14 protein-coding genes are annotated in these 20,285 nt (G+C 62.9%); 10 read left to right on the top strand and 4 right to left on the bottom strand.

Going from position 1 to position 20,285, the window contains the following annotated elements; genetic code table 11:
• Nucleotides 1-109: 109 nt before the first annotated feature.
• Entirely contained in the window at nucleotides 110-850 is a 741-nt protein-coding gene (locus tag G9X64_RS29750; RefSeq protein ID WP_171377977.1) for a TetR/AcrR family transcriptional regulator, read from the top strand.
• Nucleotides 851-879: 29 nt separating this feature from the next.
• Here the strand turns inward: G9X64_RS29750 and G9X64_RS29755 are convergent, their stop codons facing one another.
• Nucleotides 880-1,320, bottom strand: coding sequence for a response regulator (locus tag G9X64_RS29755; protein ID WP_168310400.1), 441 nt, complete (start codon nucleotides 1,318-1,320; stop codon nucleotides 880-882).
• Nucleotides 1,321-1,602: 282 nt separating this feature from the next.
• On the opposite strand from G9X64_RS29755, the gene G9X64_RS29760 reads away from it, so the two are divergent.
• Nucleotides 1,603-2,142 (top strand): L,D-transpeptidase family protein, encoded by a 540-nt coding sequence (locus tag G9X64_RS29760; protein WP_171377978.1) that lies wholly within the window; start codon nucleotides 1,603-1,605, stop codon nucleotides 2,140-2,142.
• Between the two features lie 65 nt (nucleotides 2,143-2,207).
• Here the strand turns inward: G9X64_RS29760 and msrA are convergent, their stop codons facing one another.
• Nucleotides 2,208-2,912, bottom strand: coding sequence for a peptide-methionine (S)-S-oxide reductase MsrA (msrA, locus tag G9X64_RS29765; RefSeq protein WP_168310402.1), 705 nt, complete (start codon nucleotides 2,910-2,912; stop codon nucleotides 2,208-2,210).
• 199 nt (nucleotides 2,913-3,111) lie between these two features.
• On the opposite strand from msrA, the gene G9X64_RS29770 reads away from it, so the two are divergent.
• The 5 genes from G9X64_RS29770 to cueR all read left to right on the top strand — a co-directional run bounded on the left by G9X64_RS29770 (nucleotide 3,112) and on the right by cueR (nucleotide 16,399).
• Entirely contained in the window at nucleotides 3,112-8,577 is a 5,466-nt protein-coding gene (locus G9X64_RS29770) for an alpha-2-macroglobulin family protein (protein ID WP_171377979.1), read from the top strand.
• Nucleotides 8,577-10,655: a penicillin-binding protein 1C gene (gene pbpC, locus G9X64_RS29775; RefSeq protein WP_171377980.1), complete on the top strand. Its 2,079-nt coding sequence runs from the start codon at nucleotides 8,577-8,579 to the stop codon at nucleotides 10,653-10,655. The genes G9X64_RS29770 and pbpC overlap by 1 nt, the downstream gene beginning before the upstream one ends.
• A gap of 103 nt (nucleotides 10,656-10,758) precedes the next feature.
• Entirely contained in the window at nucleotides 10,759-13,368 is a 2,610-nt protein-coding gene (treY, locus tag G9X64_RS29780) for a malto-oligosyltrehalose synthase (protein ID WP_171377981.1), read from the top strand.
• A 106-nt stretch (nucleotides 13,369-13,474) separates the two neighbouring features.
• Nucleotides 13,475-16,000 (top strand): heavy metal translocating P-type ATPase, encoded by a 2,526-nt coding sequence (locus G9X64_RS29785; protein WP_171377982.1) that lies wholly within the window; start codon nucleotides 13,475-13,477, stop codon nucleotides 15,998-16,000.
• Nucleotides 16,001-16,009: 9 nt separating this feature from the next.
• Entirely contained in the window at nucleotides 16,010-16,399 is a 390-nt protein-coding gene (gene cueR / locus G9X64_RS29790) for a Cu(I)-responsive transcriptional regulator (RefSeq protein ID WP_168310407.1), read from the top strand.
• Nucleotides 16,400-16,418: 19 nt separating this feature from the next.
• Here the strand turns inward: cueR and G9X64_RS29795 are convergent, their stop codons facing one another.
• Nucleotides 16,419-16,727, bottom strand: a complete 309-nt coding sequence (locus G9X64_RS29795) for a hypothetical protein (RefSeq protein WP_171377983.1) — start codon at nucleotides 16,725-16,727, stop codon at nucleotides 16,419-16,421.
• Between the two features lie 153 nt (nucleotides 16,728-16,880).
• Here G9X64_RS29795 and G9X64_RS29800 point away from each other — a divergent pair, with 153 nt between their 5' ends.
• From G9X64_RS29800 to G9X64_RS29810, 3 genes are read left to right on the top strand one after another with little or no spacing between them, the layout of a single operon-like run.
• Entirely contained in the window at nucleotides 16,881-17,420 is a 540-nt protein-coding gene (locus tag G9X64_RS29800; RefSeq protein ID WP_168310409.1) for a sigma-70 family RNA polymerase sigma factor, read from the top strand.
• The gene (locus G9X64_RS29805) at nucleotides 17,407-18,174 is read left to right on the top strand and encodes an anti-sigma factor family protein (protein WP_168310410.1); all 768 of its coding nucleotides are present in this window, start codon (nucleotides 17,407-17,409) and stop codon (nucleotides 18,172-18,174) included. Before G9X64_RS29800 ends, G9X64_RS29805 begins: the two co-directional genes overlap by 14 nt.
• Before the next feature lie 20 nt (nucleotides 18,175-18,194).
• The gene (locus G9X64_RS29810) at nucleotides 18,195-18,905 is read left to right on the top strand and encodes a Bax inhibitor-1/YccA family protein (RefSeq protein ID WP_168266777.1); all 711 of its coding nucleotides are present in this window, start codon (nucleotides 18,195-18,197) and stop codon (nucleotides 18,903-18,905) included.
• A 223-nt stretch (nucleotides 18,906-19,128) separates the two neighbouring features.
• On the opposite strand, the gene G9X64_RS29815 is transcribed toward G9X64_RS29810, so the two are convergent.
• Nucleotides 19,129-20,262 carry an RHE_PE00001 family protein gene (locus G9X64_RS29815; protein WP_168310411.1) on the bottom strand — a complete coding sequence of 378 codons (1,134 nt, stop codon included), beginning with the start codon at nucleotides 20,260-20,262 and terminating at the stop codon, nucleotides 19,129-19,131.
• Between the last annotated feature and the right edge of the window lie 23 nt (nucleotides 20,263-20,285).

The raw sequence follows: 20,285 nt of genomic DNA on the forward strand, positions 1-20,285 counted from the left end.
ACGCACAAATGATGATTGTCCGCGCGAAGACGAAGTTGGGAGCTCATATCTCCAGCGGCGGAAGCAAGAGTGTCAATAAATTTGGACACAGATGTAAAATTATACGCCATTGTCTAAAACGTCAAGACGTCTTATCTTCTCTCTCATGAAAGATCGCATGACACCGGCAGTCCGGATGACGGGGCATACGCAGCGCGGCCAATGCGCCAAGCGCATGTCGATCCTTGATTCCGCGGCCGACGTATTCTGCCGCCAGGGTTTTGCCGGCGCCAGCATCGACGAGATCGCCGCCGTCGCCTGCGTCTCGCGCCAGACGATCTACAATCACTATCGCGAGAAGGAAACGCTGTTCGTCGCCGTCGTCGAAGACGTCATGAACCGCGCCAACGCCATGCTCTTCTCGGTACTGTCATCGTTCCCTGACAGCACCGACGATCTGGAAGACGAGCTGACGGCTTTCGCCGTGCGCCTCAACAAGAACTGCATCTGCAACCACGACGGAAAATTCCTGCGCAAGCTGGTGCAGACCGAAGGCGAGCGATATCCGCACCTCTTCGAAAGCTGGCGCCAGCAGGGGCCAGGCAAGCTGATCACGGCACTTTCCGCACTTTTCGGGCGGCTTGCCCATAAGGGCGCGCTCGCCATCGACGATTTCGACGTCGCCGCGAGGCAGTTCGTGGCGCTCGGCAATGCCGATCTGCAGATGATGATCCTTCTCGGCGGCACACCCACCGATGAAGAGCTGGAAAAGGCGGCGCGCAACGCCGTCCGTACCTTTCTCAAGGCCTATGGCAGGCCGGCGGCCGAAAAGGCAGGCCATCCGCCACAGTTCGCGGCCATGTCCGGCTGATCAGGCCCTAGCGATCGGGCCCCGTCCGATCAGGCAAAGACCGTCATTTGTGAGGGTACGACCGCGAACATGCCGACCCGGCGCGCGGCAAGATATTTCACCAGCTGTTCGACAACCGAAGGCATGACCGGCTTCTGGATCACGCCCACCGCGCCCTTGACGCCATCGGCGACGACTTCGGGATTGCCGGTCATGAAGACGACCGCAATGCCGTGCTCCTGGGCCAGCTGTCGGCCGATCTCAGGCCCGGTCGGGCCGTCGGCAAGATTGACGTCGACGAAAGCGATGTCGGCAAGCGGCGCCAGCCGCAGCGCCTGTTCGCGATCATTCGCAAGGCCCGCAACCTGCATCCCCATGCCTTCCACCGTCGCCTCGAGATCGAGGGCGATCAGGAATTCATCTTCGACGATCAATACTCTCTGTTTCATGAGATCATCTCGTTGCCAGCGCCGCACGACATTGGTGGCCATGATACGTCCCCTTGGTTACGCATAACTCGAAAGAGGTATCCGCTCCGGCAGTCTATCCGACGCGAAACTCATGGCAGTAACGGGCAAGTGGACGATATGTTCCGCGGTGGAACGCCGTTTATTCTATTTAACACATTGTTAACGTTGACAAATTCTTAAGAATAAAGAACATGAAGAAAAAAGGCGGCACCCGATCGTGCTCAGTATCAACTGCGCGCCTTCTGGATGGGGACGCGATAAGGCGGTATTCGCCATTCTGTGAGCATGAAGATGAGGGTCAGGTTGAGAAACAAATTTGTCATTTTAACCGCCGTCGTCGTCAGCTTGTTCGCTTACACGAAATTGATGGCCAGGATCGGCGCAGGCTCACCACCTCCAGATGCGCCGTTGGAGCAACAGGCTGACCTCATTCGCGTTTATAAAGCCGAACGTCGCATGGTCCTTCTCAGAGGGGATACCCCCATCTCAACATACCGGATCTCTCTTGGACAGGCTGCCGATGAGGGTCCCAAGCAACGAGAAGGTGACGAGAAAACACCTGAAGGGCGTTATGAAATAGACTGGCGAAATCCCAAGTCCATGGCGCATCTGAGCCTGCACATTTCATATCCAGGCCCTGATGATCGGCGCAGCGCTGAAGCCGGTGGCTTTCCTCCCGGCGGCAATATCATGATCCACGGGCTTCCCAATGGCTGGGGCCTATTCGGAAACGCCCATCGACTGTGGGATTGGACGGATGGGTGTATCGCGGTCACCAATTCGGAGATGCGCGATATCTGGGCCCGCGTCCCAAACCACACGCCCATAGACATCATGCCCTGAACTGTTGCGACGAACGCATGGCATCCCTGTGTTCAGAGCCGACAATCCAGGACCGACAAGATCGATCAGCCCTTGACCTTCATCACCAGGACCGGTTTGCCACGGTAGTCGGCGGGAAACAGCGACTTCAGGTTCTCGATTTTCGGCAGGTCGTTGTAGACGATATAGGGATAGGTCGGATTGAGCGTCAGGAAATCCTGATGATAGGCTTCGGCCGGGTAGAAACCTGTGGTTTCAGACACTTTGGTGACGATCGGCCGCGGGAAGACATGCGCCTTGTCGAGCTGGCTGATATAATTCTCGGCGACCTTGCGCTGCTCGGGATCGGAGACGAACAGCGCTGAACGGTACTGCGTTCCCCGGTCCGGACCCTGAAAATTCAGCTGCGTCGGGTTGTGCGCCACAGAGAAGAAGATCTGCAGCAACTTGCCGTAGGTGACCTGTTTCGGATCGAACTTCACCTGGACGGCTTCGGCATGGCCTGTCGAGCCGGTGCTGACGGTTTCATACTGGGCCGTTTTGGCGTCGCCGCCGGCATAACCGGAGACGGCGCTCTCGACACCCTTCACGTGCTGGAAGACGCCCTGGACACCCCAGAAACAGCCGCCGGCGAAAATGGCAGTCTCGGTGCCCGAGCTGGCCACCTCGTCAACGGCCGGCGGCGGGATGACGACGGCATCCTCGGCCGCGTCCGCGGCACACACGCCGAGCGAGAATAGAGTGGCAGCAAGGAGCGCGGCAAGGCTCCTGCGGTGGGAAGACGGGGACATGGCGCTACCTCCTGCGGTCGCTCAAATCCTTGCGCATCCTTGCAAAAGCCGCAAATCACAAGGCGGTCACTCACGCCGATGTGACAGCCAGGCGAAAGCGCCTGTGCGAAGTTGAAACAGCGCTCGACTTGAGTTGACAATCTCGCGAGGAGTGAGGACAGTGCCCGCCGGTCAGAGCCAGCATTTCCGGGGGGAACCTATGTCCGTGCGCTCGTTCTTCGCTTTCGCGACAATCGCATTTTCCATGATCGCCATCAGCTTTCCCGCCGTCGCTGCGGACACCAAGCGCGACATCCAGACGATCAAGGACGCCGATTTCTTCGGCTTCGATCTTCGCACCGAGCAGAACGTCTCGCTCGATCAGTGCAAGACCTCCTGCATCGGCGACAAGAGCTGCAAGGCCTTCACCTACAATCCCAAGGTGAAATGGTGCTTCCTCAAATCTGATTTCAAGACGATGAACGCCTTCCCCGGCGCCATCGCCGGCAAGATCGTCGAAACGGCCGGCCAGCAGGAGCGGGATATAGGTGCTGCACCGCGCCTGACCTTCCTGAGCAACGATCTCATCCAGCACGCCCACGACTTCAAGGACAATCTTACCCTCGCCGACGACCAGCAGGGCCAGGGCGTCGACAGCCTGACGGCCAACGCCCGCCTCGACCTCACCGCCAACAACCTGGCCGACGCGCTGAAGTCCTTCCATGGGGCGCTGTCGATCACACCTGACGACGTCGATCTCTGGCTCGAAACCGCCCGCGCAGCTGCCTCGCTCGGCAGCGCCGAGAGCAACACGACGGGACAAGCGGTGGTCGACGCGCTGAACGGCTACGAGCTGACGCGCACCACCGCCAAGCGCGCCGAGGCGCTCGCCGTGCTCGCCAATGCATTGGAACGGAATGCCAACTACCGCTCGGCGCTCGACGCCTACAAGGCGAGCCTGGCGCTTGTCGGCGCCAAGGATGTGCAAGCGGCCTACCTTCAGCTGAAATCGACGCAGGGCTTCCGCGTCACCGAACACACGGTCGATGCCGACAGCGCTACGCCGCGTGCCTGCGTCACCTTCTCCGAGGCGCTGGTCAAAACCACCGACTACACGCCCTTCGTGACGCTGAACGGCGAAGCGCCGAAGGCGCTGGAAACCAAGAACAAACAGATCTGCGTCGAAGGACTGACGCATGGCCAGACCTACAAGATCGGCTTCCGTACCGGCCTGCCTTCATCAGTCGACGAGGTGCTCGAAGCACCTGTCAGCATCGACGTCTATATCAAGGACCGCAGCCAGATGGTGCGTTTCACCGGCGACAGCTTCGTGCTGCCCTCGACGGCGCGCCGCGGCATCCCGATCGTTTCGGTCAACATGACCTCGGCCAACCTGAAGCTCTACCGCATCGGCGATCGTGCCATCGCGCCGCTGCTGACCAATTCGCAGTTCCTGTCCCAGCTCGACGGCTACAGCGCCCAGAACATCCAGGATCAGAACGGCGAACTCGTCTGGCAGGGCTCGATCGACATCGCCAACGAGCTCAACAAGGACATCGTCACCAGCTTCCCGGTCGACGAGGCGCTGCCCGAGCGCAAGCCCGGCATCTATGTGATGACCGCAACGGCGGCAAACGGTCCGGCGCAAGAGTGGGATTCGCAGGCGACGCAATGGTTCCTGGTCTCCGATATCGGCGTCACCACCTATGCCGGCACCGATGGGCTCAACGTCTTCACCCGCTCGCTCGCCTCGGCCAAGCCGATATCAGGCGTCGAACTGCAGCTACTTGCCAAGAACAATGAAGTGCTCGGCACCGCCACCACCGACGAAAACGGCCGCGCCACCTTCACCGCCGGACTGATCCGCGGCACGGCGGCGCTGACGCCCGCCGTCATTGCCGCCAGGAACGGGACCTCGGACTACGTCTTCCTCGACATGACGCGCGCCGGCTTCGACCTTTCCGACCGTGGCGTGACCGGCCGCGCAGCACCCGGCGCGATCGACGTGCTGACCTACACCGAGCGTGGCATCTACCGCGCCGGCGAGACGGTGCATGCGCAGGCACTCGCCCGCGACACCGATGGCAACGCCATCGAGAACCTGCCGCTCACCTTCATCTTCAACCGCCCCGACGGTGTGGAAGACCGGCGGATCGTCAGCCAGACCAGCAATCTCGGCGGCTACTCCATCGATTTCCCGACCCAGGAAAACGCCATGCGCGGCACCTGGACGATGAACATCTATACCGATCCCAAGGGCAGCGCGATCGCCACCAAGAGTTTCCTCGTCGACGATTTCGTGCCCGATCGCACCGACATGGAGATCAAGACCGAGGCCAAGGAAGTCGGTCCGGATACGCCAGCGACGATCACGGTATCGGGCAAATATCTCTATGGCGCCCCGGCCGCCGGCCTGACGCTCGAAGGCGACGTCGTCGTCAAGCCGACGCGCGAGAGTGCTGCCTACAAGGGCTTCCTCTTCGGTCTCGCCGACGAAGAGGCGAGCGAGGATTCGCGTCAGCCGATCGACGGCCTGCCGGAACTCGACGAGAACGGCGAAGCCTCGACGGATCTGACCATCAGCGAGCTGCCGGCAACGACGCAACTGCTGAACGCCACCGTCTATATGCGCATGCAGGAGGCGGGCGGCCGCGCCATCGAGCGCACTTTGACCATTCCGGTGAAGAACGAGAGGGCGTCGATCGGCATCAAGCCGGAATTTTCCGACGAGTTGCCGGAGAACTCGATCGCCAACTTCACGGTGATCGGCGTCAATGCCGATGGACAGAAGCAGGAGGCGAAGGGCCTGCGCTGGAAATTCTATAGCCTCAATCGCGAATATCAGTGGTATCGCGAGGGAACGGCCTGGAAATACGAGCCGGTCTACACCGCCGAGCAGGTCTCCAACGGCAGCGTCGACGCGACGATGGACGGCGGCAAGATCTCCGTGCCGGTTACCTGGGGCCGATATCGCCTCGAAGTGGAAAGCCCCGATGCCGACGGCCCGACCTCCAGCGTCGAATTCGACGCCGGCTGGTTCGTGACCTCGACCTCGACCGAAACGCCCGACGGGCTTGAGATCGCCCTCGACAAGGATAGCTACAAGATCGGCGAAACGGCCAAGCTGAAAGTCACCTCGCGCTATGGCGGCGAGCTGATGGTGACGGCCGGCACCGAAAAGCTGGTTGCCGTACAGAACGCCACGATCGGTGAGACCGGCGGCGAGGTCGACATCCCCGTTACCTCAGACTGGGGTGCCGGCGCCTATGTGACGGCCACGCTCTTCCGCCCCGGCGACGCGCAGGACAGCCATATGCCGATGCGCTCGATCGGCATCAAATGGCTGAAAGTCGATCCCGAACAGCGCGCGCTGCAGGTGACGCTCGACGCGCCCGAAAAGATGCTGCCGCGCGGACCGTTGAATATTGGCCTGCAGGTGGCGGGCGCCGGCGCCAACGAGGATGCCTATGTGACGGTTGCCGCCGTCGATGTCGGCATTCTCAACCTGACGCGCTACGAACCGCCGAACCCGGAGGACTGGTATTTCGGCCAGCGCCAGCTCGGCCTTGAAATTCGCGACCTCTATGGCCGCCTGATCGACGGCTCGCTGGGTGCGACCGGCAAACTCCGGACCGGCGGCGATGGCGGCGCCATCGCGCTGCAGGCAAGCCCGCCGACGCAGAAGCTCGTCGCCTTCTTCTCCGGGCCGGTCAAGCTCGACGCCGAAGGCAAGGCCAACGTCGCCTTCGACATTCCGCAATTCAACGGCACGGCGCGCGTCATGGCAGTCGCCTGGTCGAAATCAGGCGTCGGCCACGGCGTCAAGGACGTCATCATCCGCGATCCTGTCGTGGTGACCGCAAGCCTGCCGAAGTTCCTCTCGCCTGGCGACAAAGCCAATCTGCGGCTCGACATCGCCAATACCGATGCGCCGGCCGGCGACTACAAGCTGCAACTGACCGGCAATGATGCGGTTGGCATCGAGGAAGCGTCCGCCTCGCAGACGATCCGCCTCGAGGCCGGCGCGAAATCCGAACTGACGCTTTCGCTCACCGGCAAACAGCCGGGCGCCGGCAGCGTCTCGATCAACCTCTCCGACGCTTCCGGCCTTTCGCTCGACCAGACGGTCGACGTGCCGGTGCGACCGGCCTCCTTGCCGATCACCGAACGCAGGGTGCTGGCGCTGAAGCCCGGGGCAAAGCTCACCGTCGACAGGAACCTGCTCGCCGACAGCGTGCTGCCCGGCGCCTCGATCAGCGTCAACGTCACCCGTTCGGCCGCCTTCGACATCCCAGCCCTGCTGATGACGCTCGACCGCTATCCCTTCGGCTGCGCCGAGCAGACCACCAGCCGGGCGCTGCCGCTGCTCTACCTCGCCGAAGTGGCGAAGCAGGCGGGCATGGAAAGTGACGATGATGTGAAGAAGCGCGTGCAGGATGCGATCTACCGCGTGCTCTCCTATCAGGCCTCGGCCGGCAGCTTCGGTCTCTGGGGACCGGATTCGGGCGATGTCTGGCTCGATTCCTACGTCACCGACTTCCTGACGCGGGCCCGTGAAATGAAATACGACGTGCCGGAAAGGGCTTTCGTGCAGGCGCTCGAAAACCTGCAGAACACGCTGTCCTATACCACCGACATCAAGGGCCAGGGCGACCAGATCGCCTATGCCATCTACGTCCTTGCCCGCAACAAGAAGGCCGCGATCAGCGATCTGCGCTACTATGCCGATACGATGATCAACGACTTCCCGACGCCGCTCGCCAAGGCGCATATCGCCGCCGCGCTGGCGCTTTACGGCGATGCGCAGCGCTCGAAGAACATCTTCCTCGACGCGCTGCAGATGTCGGAGCAATCGATGGTGTCGCGCGTGAACCTGTCGCGCACCGACTATGGCACGATCCTGCGCGATGGTGCGGCGATCCTGGCGCTTGCTGCCGAAAGCCGGCCGGTACCACCCGTCATCCCGGAACTCGCCAAGGCGGTCGGCAAGGAATGGGAACGCAGCAAATACAAGAGCACGCAGGAAGAAACCTGGATGCTGCTTGCCGCGCGCGCCATCCAGGGCGGTGACGATGGCCTGAAGGTCGATGTCAATGGGGCCGCGCACACCGGCGCCTACATGGCACGCATGACCGGCGATGCGCTCGCCGACCATCCGCTGACGCTGACCAACCAGACCAACGACGCGGTTTCGGCTGTGGTCACCACCGTTGCCGCCCCGACCGTGCCGCTGCCGGCCGGCGGCGACGGCTTCATCATCGAGCGGACCTATTACACGCTCGACGGCGAGGAGGCGAATGTCAGCGAAGCGAAACAGAACGAACGCTACGTCGTCGTCATCCATGTGCGCGAAACCAATGACTGGCCGTCGCGCATCGTCATCACCGACCTGCTGCCGGCCGGCTTCGAGATCGACAATCCCAATCTCGTCGACAGCGCCCAGATGACGAATTTCGATTGGATCGGCGAGATTTCCGCTGCCCATACCGAATTCCGCTACGACCGCTTCGTCGCCGCCTTCAACCGCGCAGCAGGTGACAACCGCGAATTCAACGTCGCCTATGTCGTGCGCGCCGTTACCCCCGGCACCTACGACCATCCGGCCGCCAGCGTCGAGGACATGTATCGTCCCGAGCTTTCGGCCCGCACGGCGACCGGCAAGATGGAGGTCGTGGCGGCGCAATAATGAAGCGGTGGCACAAGTTTGCGATCGGATCCGCCTCCGGCATCGTTCTTGCCGGCGCGGCTCTCTTTGCGCTCGATGCCGCCGACAGGGCCTTTCCACCGCCGCTGGAGAGGGCTAATGCCGTCTCCGCCGAGGTGCTGGATGCCGATGGGCAATTGCTGCGTGCCTTTGCGACGTCGGAAGGCCGCTGGCGGCTGAAGACAGCGGTCGCCGACGTCGACCCGCAATTCCTGCGCATGCTGATCGCCTATGAGGATCAGCGTTTTTACGATCACGGCGGCGTCGACCCCTGGGCGCTCGGGCGGGCCGCCATGCAATTGGTCAGCAATGGCCGCATCGTCTCCGGCGCCTCGACGCTGTCGATGCAGGTGGCGCGGCTGATCGAGCCGCGCGAAGGACGCTCGCTTTCGGCAAAGCTCTTGCAACTGGTGCGCGCCGCGCAGATCGAGCGGCGGCTGTCGAAGCAAGAGATTCTCGACCTTTATCTGACGCATGCGCCCTATGGCGGCAATCTCGAAGGCGTGCGCGCCGCAAGCCTTGCCTATTTCGGCAAGGAACCGCGGCGCCTGACGGTCGCCGAGGCGGCGCTGCTCGTCGCCCTGCCGCAATTGCCGGAACGGCGCCGGCCGGACCGCAATCTCAAGGTAGCCGAGGCCGCACGCAAGCGTGTGCTCGACCGCGTCGCGGTCGCCGAGGCCGTTGGCGACGGTGAAGCCGAACGGGCCGAGGATGTCGCGATCCCGGCCCGGCGCATGCAGTTGCCCGCACTTGCCGCCCATGTCGCCGAAGCGGCACTGCGCAAGGAGCCGACGGTTCTCAAGCATCAGACGACGTTGAAGAAACAGGTGCAGCAGGGGCTGGAGGCGGTTGCGCGGGCAGCGGCAATGAAGCTCGGGCCGAAGCTTTCGCTCGCCATGGTGATGGCGGATGCGCAAACCGGTGCGATCGTCGGCGAGGTCGGCTCGGCCGATTATTTCGACGCCAGCCGCTCCGGCTGGATCGACATGACGCGCGTCAACCGCTCGCCGGGCTCGACCCTGAAGCCCTTCATCTACGGGCTCGCCTTCGAGCAAGGCCTTGTCTCCCAGGAGACGATCATCGAAGACCGGCCCGCCGATTTCTTCGGCTACCGGCCGCGCAATTTCGACATGAGCTATCAGGGCGACGTCACCGTGCGCGAGGCGCTGCAGCTTTCACTGAACGTGCCGGCCGTCAAGCTGCTCGATGCCGTCGGGCCGTCGCGGTTGATGGTACGCTTCCGCCGCGCCGAGGTACGCCCGGTCCTGCCGCCGAATGAGACACCGGGGCTTGCGATCGGTCTTGGCGGCGTCGGCATCACTCTGAAGGATCTGGTGCAACTCTATACGGCGCTCGCCAATCGCGGCCAGCCGGTTCGTCTCGGCGACGGCGTCACCGGCACACCCGGCAAACTCGACGGCGAACCGCTGCTGGAGCCGGTCGCGGTCTGGAACGTCGCCGATATTTTATCCGGCGTCATTCCGCCTGCCGGCGCGCCGCAGCGCGGCATCGCCTACAAGACCGGCACGAGTTACGGCTATCGCGACGCCTGGTCGGTCGGCTATGATGGGCGTTATGTGCTCGGCGTCTGGGTCGGACGGCCTGACAACAGCGCCGTGCCGGGGCTGACCGGTTATGGTACCGCCGCTCCCATCCTGTTTGAAGGTTTCGCCAAATCCGGCATCGCGACGACGCCGCTGCCCCGCCCGCCTGCAGGCGCCGTGCGCATCGCCCAGTCCGAGCTGCCGATCAGTCAGCGGCGTTTCGCATTCAATGCCAGCGGCCTGCTCGCCTCCGGCCGCGAGGCCGCGCCGCAGATCATCTATCCGCCAGAGGGCGCGCATGTCGATCTCGGCGTTGGGCAAGGCAAGCTGTCACCGCTGATGCTGAAGCTCCAGGGCGGCCGCGCGCCCTTCCGCTGGCTTGCCAACGGCAAGCCGCTGCCCGACCTCTCCCGCCGGCGCATCCAGCAATGGCTGCCCGATGGCGGCGGCTACTCCAAACTGACCGTCATCGACTCGGCCGGACGCGCCGCAAGCGTCGGCGTTTTCATCGACTAAAGCATCGTTCTTTGCGCGTCTGAGAAGACTCACCGCGCGGTAAAGGAACAAAAGCCGCGCTGCAACCGTTGGGGACAATCTCCTTCCAACGTCAGACGGCCCCATGACACTTCCGACAGCGACCTACCGGATACAATTCCGCAACGGCATGACCTTCGATCGCGCCTGCGACCTCGTCCCCTACCTCAAGACGCTCGGCATCAGCCACCTCTACGCCTCGCCGATCTTCTGCGCTGTCAGTGGTTCGACCCACGGCTATGACGTGACAGACGTCAACGAAATCGACCCGGCGCTCGGCGGCCGAGCCGGATTCGAGCGCCTGACGGAAACCCTTGCCTCGGCAGGCATGGGGCTGATCCTCGACATCGTCCCGAACCACATGGCAGCCTCGCCGGAAAACGGCTGGTGGCGCGACGTGCTGACATTTGGCCGGCAAAGCGCCTATTTCAGCCACTTCGACATTGACTGGAGCGAACCGCTGACCCTGCCGCAGCTCGGTCAGGACTTCGAGGGAGCACTGGCCGACGGCGAACTGCGCATTACGCTCGACGAAACGCACGGCAATTTCGCCTTCGGTTATTTCGAGACGCTGTTGCCGCTGAACCCCACAAGTTACGGAGCGATCGCTGATCTGCTCGACGATCCGGTTGCCACCAGAATGGCGGAGGCTGCGGCCGTAACCTCCGGCGAGAACTTCAACCGCGCTATGCGCGATATCCTCTTTGAAGGCGGCGATCGGGCAGTCCTCCGGCAGAAGCTCGATGACGTCTCGGCCGATCGCGATTTCATGAGAAGCCTGCATGAGGCGCAGCATTGGCGACTGACCCATTGGAAGGACGCGGCACGACATCTGAGCTATCGCCGCTTTTTCGAGGTGACCGGACTGGTCGGCATCCGCGTCGAAGATCCAGCCGTGTTCGAGGACATGCACCGGCTGGTGATCGAGCTGGTGCACCATGGCAAGGTCCAGGGCTTGCGCATCGACCATGTCGACGGGCTCGCCGAACCCACGGCCTATCTCGACAGGCTGCGGGAGGCGGCCGGACCGGACACCTATATCGTCGTGGAAAAGATCCTTGGCGCCGGTGAGGTCCTGCCGGAGAGCTGGCCGGTCGCCGGCACCACGGGATATGAATTCATCGCCGCACTCAGCGAGCTGTTCATCGACGGCGGCGGTCTGCGTATATTGGACGATGCCTATCGCGGTATCGCCGGAGAGACCGGCAAACTCGAGGAGGGCCGGCGGACTGCCAAGCGGCTGATGGTCGAACGCAATTTCGCCGGTGAGACCGACAGGCTGGTGTCGATCGCGGCCGGCATCTTTCCCGAGGTGAAAAGAGACGAGATCGCCACCGCGCTCACGGAATTGCTGATCGCCTTTCCGGTCTACCGCACCTATGGCGACGGCGGCCCGCTTTCCTGGCAGGATTCAGCGGTGCTTGCGGCCTCCGCCTCGCAAGCCATGGCGCGGCTAGACGATCGGCGTGCATGCGACCATGTGCTGAAGCTTCTCGAAGGCAAGGTCGAAGGTGACACAGCCCACGATTTCCGTATCCGCTTCCAGCAATTGAGCGGACCGGTGATGGCGAAGGCGACGGAAGATACGCTATTTTACCGGTATAACAGGCTGCTTGCCGCAAACGAAGTCGGCGGCGAACCGGACAAGGCGCCTGGCGGCCCGGAGGAATTCCACCGCCGCATGGCCGAGCGGGCGCGGCTGCAGCCGCATGGGCTTTCGGCAAGCGCCACCCACGACACCAAACGCGGCGAGGATGCGCGCGCAAGGCTTTATGCATTGAGCGAGGGCGCGGATGTTTTCGCACAGGCGGTCGAGCGTTGGCGCGAGATGAACCGGCCGTGGCTGAAGGATCTGCCGGAGGGTGCCGCGCCGGAACCCAATGTCGAATGGATGCTCTATCAGGCGCTGGCCGGCATCTGGCCGGAGGATTTCGACAGAGGACAGACGGAAGAACTCCGCGAACGCTTTACCGATTATGCGGTCAAGGCGGTGCGCGAGGCAAAACTGCGCAGCGGCTGGACGGAACAGGATGCCGCTTACGAGGAAGCGGTCACCAACTATGCTGCGGCGCTGGTTTCGCCTGACAATGACGTCTTCCTCGAGGATTTCGAAAGGGTGCTGCAGCCTTTCATCGCTGCGGGTTACCTCAACAGCCTGTCGCAGACGCTGCTCAAGCTGACGGCCCCCGGCATTCCCGATATCTATCAGGGTGCGGAGGGCTTCGATTTCAGCCTCGTCGATCCCGACAACCGCCGGCCGGTCGATCATCTGCGGCTGACGGCCTGGCTTGATGAAGCCGGGCCGATCGCCAAGCTGCCGGCGGCAGCGCTGAAGCAGCGCCTCGTCTGGATCGGCCTGCAGCTGCGCCAGCGGCAGGCAGAGCTCTTTGCTGGAGGCGACTATCTGCCGCTGAAGGTGACGGGCAGCCGGCGCGACCATGTGCTTGCTTTTGCCCGCGTGCATAAGGGTGATTTCGCCATCATCGCGGCGCCGCGGCTGATGTTCGGCTGGCTCGATCCGGGCGTACTCTTTGCCGGTCCGGAATTCTGGGAGGATACGGCGATCGCCGCCCCCTCCCCGCTTCACGGTCTGAAGGCGGATCTGGTGACCGGAAAGACGATCGAGCCCGGGGGCAGCATTTCGGTCGCCGCCCTGCTGGGGAGCCAGCCGGTCGGGCTGATTACCCCGATCTGAGGATCAGCCGCCGTAAAAATCTCGCCCATGAAAATAGTTCTTGACCTTCCAGTCGCTGGAAGGTTGATAAGTATATCCAAGCGCCCTCCGAGCGCCGGAGATAGTCATGGATATCAAGCACGAACACGATCACCATCACAGCCACGCCGATGGCGACGATCATGGCCATTGCGGTCATGAACAGGAGCAGGCCGCAAGCGCCATGATCCGTGATCCTGTCTGCGGCATGACGGTCGATCCGCAATCCGGCAAGCCCTCGCTCGATCATGACGGTCGCACCCATCATTTCTGCTCCGAGGGCTGCCGGACGAAGTTTGCGGCTGCACCTGAGGATTATTTGACGGCGAAGGACCCCGTCTGCGGCATGACCGTCGATCGCTCGACGGCGAAACACTTTCTGAAAGTCGACGGTGAGAAATTCTTTTTCTGCTCGGCGGCCTGCCAAGCGAAGTTCGAAGCCGACCCGTCAGCCTACCGCGACGGCAAGCGCCCGCCGGCGAAGCCGGCGCCGGCGGGCACGCTCTATACCTGCCCGATGCATCCCGAAGTCGTCAGTGATCGTCCCGGCGACTGCCCGAAATGCGGCATGGCGCTGGAGCCGATGGGCATTCCGCCTGCTGACGAAGGCCCGAACCCGGAACTCGTCGATTTCGTCAGGCGGCTCTGGGTCAGCGCCACCCTTGCCGTGCCGCTGCTGGCGCTCGGCATGGGGCCGATGCTCGGCCTGCCGCTTCGGGAAGTGATCGGCGAGCCGCAGGCGACCATCATCGAACTGCTGCTGGCAACACCTGTGGTGCTCTGGGCAGCCCTCCCCTTCTTCCGCCGCGCATGGGCGTCTGTCGTCAACCGCAGCCCGAATATGTGGACGCTGATCGGTCTCGGCGTCGGCACCGCCTATGTCTACAGCGTCGTCGCGACGCTTGCGCCCGGCATCTTCCCGATGAGCTTCCATGGCCATGGCGCGGCCGTGCCCGTCTATTTCGAGGCGGCCGCCGTCATCGTCGCGCTCGTCTTCGTCGGCCAGGTGCTGGAATTGAAAGCACGCGAACGCACCGGCTCAGCGATCCGCGCTCTTCTCGACCTTGCGCCGAAGACGGCGCGGCGCATCGACGACGAGGGTAGCGAGAGTGACGTGCCGGTGGACGATATCCAGACTGGTGACCGGCTGCGCGTGCGCCCCGGCGAACGGGTGCCGGTGGACGGCTCCGTCCTCGAAGGCCAGTCGACCGTCGACGAGTCGATGATCACTGGTGAGCCCCTGCCTTTGGAGAAGTCGAAGGGCGACCCGCTGACCGGCGGCACGATCAACAAGAACGGCACCTTCGTCATGGCCGCCGAGAAGGTCGGCGCCGACATGGTGCTGTCGCGCATCGTCGACATGGTCGCCACGGCGCAACGCTCGCGCGCGCCGATCCAGGGCGCGGTCGACCGGGTGTCGGCCGTCTTCGTGCCGGCGGTGGTCGCCGCTGCCATCCTTGCCTTCCTCGTCTGGGCCGCGATCGGGCCGGAGCCGCGCATGGCGAATGGCCTGCTTGCCGCCGTCGCCGTTCTGATCATTGCCTGCCCCTGTGCACTCGGCCTCGCGACGCCGATGTCGATCATGATCGCGACCGGGCGCGGGGCGCAGGAGGGCGTGCTGATCAAGGACGCCGAAGCACTCGAGCGCTTTTCCAAGGTCGACACGCTGATCGTCGACAAGACTGGTACGCTGACCGAAGGAAAGCCGAAGCTTACCGATATCATCGCCTTCGGCGGTGTCGAGGAAAGCCGGTTGCTGTCGCTGGCGGCAAGCCTGGAGCGCGGCTCCGAACATCCGCTGGCCGAAGCGATCGTTTCCGGCGCCGAGGAGCGTGGCGTCCCGTTCGTGGAGGTCACCGGTTTCGAAGCAAAGACCGGCAAGGGCGTTCAGGGTCTTGCCGGCGATATGATGGTAGCCCTCGGCAACGCAGCGATGCTTACCGATCTCGGCATTGATCCAGCCGCACTTGCCGAGAAGACCGAGGCCCTGCGCGGCGACGGCAAGACGGTGATGTTCGTGGTGTTCGACGGCGCGCTTGCCGGTCTGGTCGCCGTTGCCGACAGGATCAAGCCGACGACAGCAGCCGCCATCAAGGCACTCCACGACAGCGGTCTGAAGATCATCATGGCGACGGGCGACAACGAGCGCACGGCGCGTGCGGTGGCAAAAAGCCTCGGCATCGACGAGGTTCGCGCCGATGTGCTTCCGGAAGGCAAGAAGGCGCTGATCGACGAGTTGCGTGCCAAGGGCGCCATCATCGCCATGGCCGGCGACGGCGTCAACGACGCGCCGGCGCTCGCTGCCGCCGATGTCGGCATTGCCATGGGTACCGGCGCCGACGTCGCGATGGAAAGCGCCGGCATCACATTGGTAAAGGGCGACCTGAACGGCATCGTCAGGGCGCGGCGGCTGGCGGAGGCAACGATGCGAAACATCCGCCAGAATCTCGGCTTCGCCTTCGGCTATAATGCGCTCGGCGTGCCGGTCGCAGCCGGCATGCTCTATCCGATCTTCGGGCTGCTGCTTTCGCCGATGATCGCCGCGGCAGCGATGAGCCTCTCGTCCGTTTCGGTCATTTCCAATGCGCTGAGACTGCGCTTTGCAAAATTATAGGAGATGGCAATGAATATCGGCGAAGCATCGGAACGGTCCGGCCTGCCTTCGAAGACCATCCGCTACTACGAGGATATCGGCCTCATCCGCCCCGACAGGGGCGGAAACGGCTATCGCGACTATGCCACAACCGATGTCCACAAGCTGCGTTTCCTGCAGCGCTCGCGCGGCCTCGGCTTTTCCGTCGAGGAATGCCGGCAATTGCTGGCGCTCTATGAGGACAAGGACCGGGCGAGCGCCGACGTCAAGGATATTGCTCAGACAAAGCTTACCGAGATCGACCGCAAGATCCGCGAGCTGACGGAGTTGCGCCGGACGCTGGAGCATCTCGTGCATGCCTGCCACGGCAACGACAGGCCTGACTGTCCGATCCTCGAAGAGCTTTCGGACGGCGGCTGACCATTTCAGGCAACCTGCATCAGGAAAGCTGTGGCAGGTTCTGGTTGGCTGCCTGCGAGGGTTGAGTCCGCTCGTCGGGCTCCTCGTCTTCGCCGTCATCCAGCACGCCGTCATCCAACCGATGCTTGATCGCCAGCGCATAGATCACGTCGAGAATATTGCGGTCTCTGAGATGACGATCCATCAGCGCCAGAAGCGAGGCCCGGACGATCTTCTTGCTGGTGGCCTTCGGACAACGCGCCTTGACGAAATCATAGAGCGCATCATCCGTCAGCCCTTCCATGGCGCCGTCCACGAGAGCTTCGTAGACCCGCTTCTTTTCCTTCATTCTTGATTTTCCCCTGCAAATCAACGGCGTCATGATCTGTCATGTAACTGTCATAAACAATCGACGATTTGAGGCGTCCGTCCGCTTGAGAAGACTAACGATTTTTTTACGTCTGCTGGGAATAAAACCCGCAGCTCTTGCGTATACTCAATCATGGAACGCAAAGAACGCCCCTTCGACGTCATCGGACAGCTTGCAGCGCTGAGGCGCTATGCTCGCTCGCTGGTGCGCAATTCGGACGAGGCGGAGGATCTGGTGCACGATGCGCTGGTGCGCGCCTTCGAGAAGCGAAAGAGCTTCCGCAGCGGCGGCAACCTGCGCACCTGGCTGCTCTCCATCCTCCACAATGCCCATATCGATCGTCTTCGCCGGAACCGGTCGCTGACGCGCCGCCACGATGAGGCGGCTGTCGAAGCCGATCAGTCGCTGCCGGCCGGCCAGGAACATGCCGTGCGCCTGCAGCAGGTGCGCGATGCCTTCTTCGACCTGCCGGAGGAACAGCGCGAGGCGCTGCATCTCGTTGCGATCGAAGACCTTTCCTACCAGGAAGCCGCCCAGGCGCTCGGCATTCCGGTGGGAACGTTGATGTCGCGCATCTCCCGCGCCCGCGCTCAACTGCGCGAATTCGAGGAGAAGACCCCGCGAGTTTCGCATCTGAGAATCATCGGAGGGAACGGCAATGAAAGCAATTGATCCGATCCTCGATGCCGATCTCGACGCCTATGTGGATGGCGAGCTCGATGTCGCCCGTCGCATCCAGGTGGAATCCTATCTTTCCGAGCATCCGGCGATTGCCGCCAAGGTCATGGCCGACCTCAGCATGAGGGGCGAACTGCGTCTGGCGCTTGCCGGCGAAAGTGCCTTTGGTCGCCCCGAGACCCGCGATGCCGCCCGCCGGCTGGAACGTGGCCTATCCTATGGCCGCATCTTCCATTCGATGCAGCGCGTTGCCGCCGTCGGCATTCTGATCGCGGCAGGCTGGGTGGCGCACAACTCGTTCGGCGCCTTTTCGGCCACCGAGGTGGTGGCATCGGTCCCGGCACCCGCCTATGTCGAGGATGCCGTTCGCGCCTATCAGACCGCGGCCCTGCGCCAATCCATGCCTCCGCAGACGCCGGCCACCTATAGCGCCGACGATATTCGCGCCGCCACCGCGATCGTGATGCCCGAACTGCCCAGGGATTGGAAGGTCGCCGACGTGCAGATCTTCCCGTCCGAATTCGGCCCCAGCGTCGAGATGGCGATCGAACAATCGGATGGAAAGCAACTGTCGCTTTTCGCCGTCCGTCCGGGCGCCTTCGAGGTCAAGCCGGTCAGCCATCTCACGCTGGAAAAAGCAGAAGCCGCCTATTGGCAGATCGGCGAGGTCGCTTATGCGCTTATCGCCGACGATAGCGGTCTCAATCTCGACCAGGCGGCCGAACGGCTCGCCCGCTCTCTCTATTAATTCAAACCGAGGAGATCAGCATGAACCCGATCAATCCCCGCTACGGCGCCGTCGCCGGCTCCCAGGCCCTCTTCGACGAAGGCCTGCGCCAGCATATGCTGCGCGTCTACAACTATATGGCTCTCGGCCTCGTCATAACAGGCCTCGTCGCCTTTGTCGTCGGCTCGACGCCGGCACTCTACGTGCCGATCTTCGGCTCGCCGCTGAAGTGGGTGGTGATGCTTGCGCCGCTCGCCTTCGTCTTCTTCTTCTCGTTCAAGATCCAGACGATGTCGGCCAGCACCGCCCAGATCACCTTCTGGGCCTTCTGCGCCGTGATGGGCCTGTCGCTCGCTTCCGTCTTCCTGGTCTTCACCGGGATGAGCATCGCGCGGACCTTCTTCATCACCGCCACGATGTTCGGCGCCACCAGCCTTTACGGCTATGCGACGAAGCGTGACCTCTCGCGCATGGGCTCGTTCCTGATGATGGGCCTCTTCGGCGTCATCATCGCCTCGGTCGTCAACATCTTCCTGGGTTCGAGCGCGCTGCAGTTTGCGATCTCGGTGATCGGCATCGTCGTCTTCGTCGGTCTCACCGCCTACGACACGCAGAACATCAAAGAACAGTATTCGGAAAACTACGATCAGGAATCGAACCAGAAGCTCGCCGTCTTCGGCGCGCTCTCGCTTTACCTGAACTTCGTCAACATCTTCCAGCTTCTGCTCAACTTCACCGGCGAGCGGGAATAGGACTGCGCTTCTGGGGGCAAAGGAAGCGCAAGAGCGCCTGGTCTGCAGTCTGTGACAGGATGGCGGACTGGGTGCTCACCTAAAGGAAACGGCCGGGTCAACGCCCGGCCGTTTTCGTTTTAAAGCGCATCGCGTCAAATCGGAATCATGCTACGCGCTTTAAGTCTTTGTTTTATGCATGTCGTTGTCCCAAAACCCCATGCACACTTTTGGGCGACATGCATTAGATGATACCCCAGGCGCGATAGCGGCCGCGGCCGGTAATTTCACGAATGCCGATCTCGTTGACGAGATTCAGCGCGCCGCGCGGCGTGATGCGCAGATGACGGGCAATCATCGCCGCAGAGACCATTGGCCGCGACAGGATGAAATCGGCAAGTTCCGGCAGACTGCTGTTCGAACGGCGGCCGCGAAAGCGAAGCTCCATCTGCGTGCGCGCCAAGGTCAAGCGGTCGATTTCCTTGAGGCCGGCCACGGCACCCAGATGCATCGCCTCCAGAAAGGATTGCAGCCGCGTGGCCCGATCGCGAGCCCGACGACGCTCATGGCGTACCAGCTTCAGCCCGCCGTAGAAAGAAAACAGATGCGAGGCGACTTTGCCGCGGGCGCGTAGATGGCTTGCGACCAGAAGGCCGCCGAGCCAGTGCTGACGCCGCAACGGCTCTATCCTTTCCCAGGCTTCGAAGAGGATGACGGCGCCGAGCACCGGCGGCAAGCCATCGGCCAATGGCTGGACGCTTCGCCACTCCGCAAGCCGCTGTTCCTCGTCCCACTCGTCGTCACCGAGCAAGCCGAGAGGGTCTTCGTTGAGTCTTGCCGGGGTAACGGCCGCCGTCTCGCTTGCCGGCGTTTTCCCGGTGTGGATGTCGAGCAGCTTCTGCGAGCGGGCAAGAAGCGCATCGATCTCCGCCATCTCGGCAGCGAGCGGCCCGTCCTCATCCTCGCCCTCTCCGTCGGTCTCGGCCGGAACTGCGGGGCTCTTTGCTTCCTGCGCTTTCCCCTCCCCTTCCCCGCCGGTCGCCGTCAGCGCAGCAAGGCCCGAGACGCCAAGTGCCCAGGAAGGTTCGCCCGTCCAGATGCGCCGACGTGCCCGCAGCACGGAATGGGCGATCGTCAGTTCGTGGGTGGGAGCGCGGCTATCCATATGCGCATCATGCAAAACGAGATCTTCGACATGCACGAGTTCGCCGGCCACCCAGAGCGCGCCGGCGGCGTCGAAGAAATGGCTGCGTTCGGCAAATCCCTCGCCGACCGGCGAGCGCAACACCCGCTCGTCCAGCCGCGCCACCGCATCCTCCGCCGCGGCAAGGGCTGGAAGCAGGGCTTGAAGCATCACACCGTCGATATCGTAGCGCATTGTTAAGCTTTACGGTTTTTCAC

The organism is Rhizobium sophorae, from assembly GCF_013087515.1.
GTDB classification, from domain to species: Bacteria; Pseudomonadota; Alphaproteobacteria; order Rhizobiales; family Rhizobiaceae; genus Rhizobium; species Rhizobium sophorae.

Bases quoted from the DNA above. Each gene is read 5' to 3' on its own strand.
- treY (WP_171377981.1), top strand. From the start codon at position 10,759: ATGACACTTCCGACAGCGACCTACCGGATACAATTCCGCAACGGCATG.
- G9X64_RS29815 (WP_168310411.1), bottom strand. From the start codon at position 20,262: ATGCGCTACGATATCGACGGTGTGATGCTTCAAGCCCTGCTTCCAGCC.
- G9X64_RS29805 (WP_168310410.1), top strand. From the start codon at position 17,407: ATGAAAGCAATTGATCCGATCCTCGATGCCGATCTCGACGCCTATGTG.
- msrA (WP_168310402.1), bottom strand. From the start codon at position 2,912: ATGTCCCCGTCTTCCCACCGCAGGAGCCTTGCCGCGCTCCTTGCTGCC.
- G9X64_RS29800 (WP_168310409.1), top strand. From the start codon at position 16,881: ATGGAACGCAAAGAACGCCCCTTCGACGTCATCGGACAGCTTGCAGCG.
- G9X64_RS29755 (WP_168310400.1), bottom strand. From the start codon at position 1,320: ATGGCCACCAATGTCGTGCGGCGCTGGCAACGAGATGATCTCATGAAA.
- G9X64_RS29795 (WP_171377983.1), bottom strand. From the start codon at position 16,727: ATGAAGGAAAAGAAGCGGGTCTACGAAGCTCTCGTGGACGGCGCCATG.
- pbpC (WP_171377980.1), top strand. From the start codon at position 8,577: ATGAAGCGGTGGCACAAGTTTGCGATCGGATCCGCCTCCGGCATCGTT.
- G9X64_RS29810 (WP_168266777.1), top strand. From the start codon at position 18,195: ATGAACCCGATCAATCCCCGCTACGGCGCCGTCGCCGGCTCCCAGGCC.
- cueR (WP_168310407.1), top strand. From the start codon at position 16,010: ATGAATATCGGCGAAGCATCGGAACGGTCCGGCCTGCCTTCGAAGACC.
- G9X64_RS29785 (WP_171377982.1), top strand. From the start codon at position 13,475: ATGGATATCAAGCACGAACACGATCACCATCACAGCCACGCCGATGGC.
- G9X64_RS29770 (WP_171377979.1), top strand. From the start codon at position 3,112: ATGTCCGTGCGCTCGTTCTTCGCTTTCGCGACAATCGCATTTTCCATG.